5 protein-coding genes are annotated in these 3,482 nt (G+C 56.5%); 4 read left to right on the top strand and 1 reads right to left on the bottom strand.

The features are described from left to right. On the bottom strand, window positions 1-829 hold an 829-nt coding region (locus JNN07_27260), incomplete at its 3' end, for a hypothetical protein (GenBank protein ID MBL9171462.1). A gap of 144 nt (window positions 830-973) precedes the next feature. Between JNN07_27260 and JNN07_27255 the strand changes: the two genes are divergently transcribed. The 4 genes from JNN07_27255 (at window position 974) to JNN07_27240 (ending at window position 3,190) form a co-directional block, all read left to right on the top strand. Continuing rightward, window positions 974-1,489, top strand: coding sequence for a hypothetical protein (locus JNN07_27255; GenBank protein ID MBL9171461.1), 516 nt, complete (start codon window positions 974-976; stop codon window positions 1,487-1,489). Window positions 1,490-1,510: 21 nt separating this feature from the next. Then, on the top strand, window positions 1,511-1,735 hold the full coding sequence (locus JNN07_27250; GenBank protein MBL9171460.1) for a hypothetical protein: 225 nt from the start codon (window positions 1,511-1,513) through the stop codon (window positions 1,733-1,735). Between the two features lie 175 nt (window positions 1,736-1,910). Then, on the top strand, window positions 1,911-2,225 hold the full coding sequence (locus JNN07_27245) for a transposase (GenBank protein ID MBL9171459.1): 315 nt from the start codon (window positions 1,911-1,913) through the stop codon (window positions 2,223-2,225). A 35-nt stretch (window positions 2,226-2,260) separates the two neighbouring features. Continuing rightward, window positions 2,261-3,190: an IS3 family transposase gene (locus JNN07_27240; GenBank protein MBL9171458.1), complete on the top strand. Its 930-nt coding sequence runs from the start codon at window positions 2,261-2,263 to the stop codon at window positions 3,188-3,190. Window positions 3,191-3,482 lie beyond the last annotated feature (292 nt).

The following is a 3,482-nucleotide window of genomic DNA, read 5'->3' as shown; positions in this document are numbered from 1 at the left end:
TGGCAAGGCCAAAAGCCTTGGCTGCGATTGCATGGGACTCCTCTCGCTTTTCTTTACTCAGTGCGATGGGAGGTAAATTCAGCCGTGATAAGGCAGGCCCGCGTAAGAACTCACGAGCGAGGTCGCTGTTCTTCAGCCGCTCCCACCATTCCCCCGCCTTCCGTGCGAGGAAAAGAAACCGGATATTGTTTCGACCGTTCCGTTTGATTGCCTCCTGGAGTAGCCACAGCACAATACTACTGCGATGGTCAGCGTAGTCCATGACCAGCAAGAGGGGGGAAGGGTCGTTAAAAATGTCCTTCCACAGCTCGAGGTCGAGGACACAAGCCTTGTAGTCGAGGAAACCTGCGCGCCAGGACTCCTCCTGACTCATGACGCGGCAAATCTCAGTGGCGAGCCGGGTCTTCCCGATACCGCCAGGGCCGACGCACAACATCGCCATTGTCCTTTGTGGTGTGGAGCACCACTGGCGTAGACTGGCGATTTCTTCCTCACGAAAATGGAATTCGACAGCACCGACGTCTGCCCTCAACAGGGCTGCGGGGGGCATCCAGGAGGGATCATAGGTCATCAGCGGAATTCGCCACGGTGCTTTCGCGTCAGGTAGGAGCTCCTGTTCCGGCACATCGAGGACGTTCGCCAGGATCGTGACCATGGGATCAGGCACCCGGCCAGTGGCTTCGTAGGTTTGCAGGGTCCTCACTGAGGTTCTGCTGTCGACACCAGACCTTTGGAGCTCGGAAGCCAGACGTTCCTGACTCCACCCCTTTTGCATTCGCGCCCGACTGAGTTTGGCGGGGTCGATCCTTTTGATTTTGGTTGCAGCCATACTGCTTATGCCTACCCGCAGCGGCCCGCTTCGTGGGCAGATATGGGATTCCCAATTCTACTGGTTACAAGCGCGGCAACCACCACCGCGGCCGGCTCACAAGTTTAGGAGCGTTACGGGTGGATAATCGAAAATTGACTTATTATGAAGCCAAAAATCCAGAGCAGCAGTCATAAGCATTCCGGGGTTACCAAACGTTCTCAGCAGCAGGCCGAGCAGGCGCAGAATGGCTCGCTGGGATCCGTTGAGACGCCAGACGCTTGCGATCCTTGCCTTGGGCTCCCTACGCAAGGAACTCCGCTGAAGTCCCGGGGGCTGCATCTTCCTACACACTTTAAACAGGGCGAAGAAGCAGCGCTCAATGCTGGCGCCTCCCATGAGACTATTGCGGAGCAGCGTGCAAATCTCCTGATGGAATCGATGTGGTCCACCGGACTCCGTATTGCCGAAAGTCGCGGCGTTTTCGATCCGGAGCAGACGGTATTGGACGCTGTCCATACCTCCGTCAATCGGTATGACCCTAACCATGGGCTTAAGCTGGAGAACTTCTTCCTGATGGTTCTTTACGGTTACATCAACGGATACTGGCGACTCCAGAAGAACCAGTGGCACGCCAAACTGGTCCGGTTGGAGCTGGATGACCAGGCGGACCACGATTGATTCCAAACAAGGAGATGCCCCATGAGTAACGAATTGAAGCGGGAGATTCTTAAGGTAGTTTCTGAGCAGGACTGCAAGCTGCTGGAGATGAAATACATTGAAGGATACTCCTATGCAGAGATCGCGAAACGGACAGGTCTGAAAAGCAGCACCCTGCGCAGTCGAGTTCATCGCGCAGCGATGAAGATTCAGACCTCGTTCAAGCATAGTGACCTGTCTGATGTCGGGTTGGAGAGGTGGGGCTAACTCGGGCTTTGGGCATCACGCGAGCTTCGAGAGAGAATCGTAGAGGGGCTGGTCTGATTGAGTCGGGCCAGCCCACCAGGTAAGGACCTGAAGTGCGGCCTTGTTCTGCCTCAGCCGAAAACGCCGGATTGAAGATTGAGCTTACGCACTGATGCCCGTAGAAAGGCACAGTGATATGAGTCAACGAGAACGACGCCAATTCAGTGGCGAAGAGAAAGTAAAGATCCTGCGATTGCACTTGCTGGAAGGCAAGCCGGTGTCGGATGTCTGCGAGCAGCACAAGATTCATCCGACACTCTTCTATCAATGGCAGCGGACGTTTTTCGAGAACGGGTCCAAAGCATTTGAGGGTACGGGCAGTCCCAAGGCTGAAACCAAGTTCGAGAAGCAGATTGAGGCTTTGGAGTCCAAACTTCAGCGCAAGCATGAGGTGCTCTCCGAACTCATGGAGGAGCACATCCGCTTAAAAAAAGATCTTGGGGAGCTCTGAACGCGGCATGGATTCCTCACGACATCCGGGACGAGTTGGTAGACTTTGTTCGAAACTGGTCGGAGAAGACCGAGATCTGTTACGAGCGATTGCTTCGGTGGATCGAACTGTCCTCGCGCAAGTTTCGGGATTGGCGCTGCCGGTATGGCAAAGCCAACGAGCACAACCACCTGGTGCCACGCGACCATTGGCTGGAATCGTGGGAGAAGCACGAGATCGTGAAGTTCTTTCACGAGTATCCCCTGGAAGGCTACCGGCGGTTATGTTTCATGATGCTGGACCGGGACATTGTGGCCGTGAGCCCGGCCAGCGTCTACCGAGTGCTCAAAGCCGAAGGGCTCTTAGCCAATCGATGGAACAAACCCTCGCGCAAGGGCACAGGGTTTGTGCAACCCCTGGCCCCGCACGACCACTGGCACATCGACTTTTCCTATGTGAATGTGGGGGGAACCTTCTACTACCTGTGCAGCATTCTGGACGGGTGTTCACGCTCCATCGTCCATTGGGAGATCCGGGAGGCGATGAAGGAAGCCGACGCCGAGCTGGTGCTGCAACGTGCCCGGGAGAAACATCCCCAGGCCCGGCCCCGGATCATCTCCGACAACGGACCGCAGTTTGTAGCGAAGGATTTCAAGGAATACCTTCGCCTGTGGCAAACCAGCCACGTGCTGACCAGCCCGCACTATCCCCAGAGCAACGGAAAGCTCGAGCGGTATCATCGGACATTGAAGGAACAAGCCATTCGTCCCAAGACGCCGCTGACCTTAGAGGATGCCCGACGTGTGGTGGGAGAGTTTGTGGAACATTACAACACGGTGCGCTTGCACAGCGCTTTGGGATACGTGACGCCCAAGGATCGGCTGGAAGGTCGGCACACCGAGATCTATGCCACGCGCGATCGCAAGCTGGAGGCAGCGCGAGAAAACCGGCGACAACGCCGAGACAAGACGGAGGCGGCCCTGTGAACAACCCGGCCTTGGCAAACCATCAATGCGAAGTCATGGTGGGCACCGTTCACCCGGAGGATAGGGCTCTGCTGGGAAGCAACCCGAGCGCCGAGGTGGACTCGAATACCGCAGGCTTGGGTGGTTTCGGCCACCCAGGCCGGCCTCCTGCGGGATCGATCACAAAGCGAAAAATCCCAGGGGTTCGGGGACAGAGTCCCCGAGTTGTTCCCCAATCAAACCACCACAGAAACCCGGGGCAACAGTGCGTAACGATTTCTTGCCAACCGGCGTTTCACGCTGAACCAGTACA

The sequence above is a fragment of the Verrucomicrobiales bacterium genome, assembly GCA_016793885.1.
Classification (GTDB): Bacteria; Verrucomicrobiota; Verrucomicrobiia; order Limisphaerales; family UBA11320; genus UBA11320.
This window is presented reverse-complemented; position numbering and strand designations above follow the sequence as displayed.

Excerpts from the sequence above, each read along its gene's own strand:
- JNN07_27255 (MBL9171461.1), top strand. The coding sequence starts at position 974 with ATGAAGCCAAAAATCCAGAGCAGCAGTCATAAGCATTCCGGGGTTACC.
- JNN07_27250 (MBL9171460.1), top strand. The coding sequence starts at position 1,511 with ATGAGTAACGAATTGAAGCGGGAGATTCTTAAGGTAGTTTCTGAGCAG.
- JNN07_27245 (MBL9171459.1), top strand. The coding sequence starts at position 1,911 with ATGAGTCAACGAGAACGACGCCAATTCAGTGGCGAAGAGAAAGTAAAG.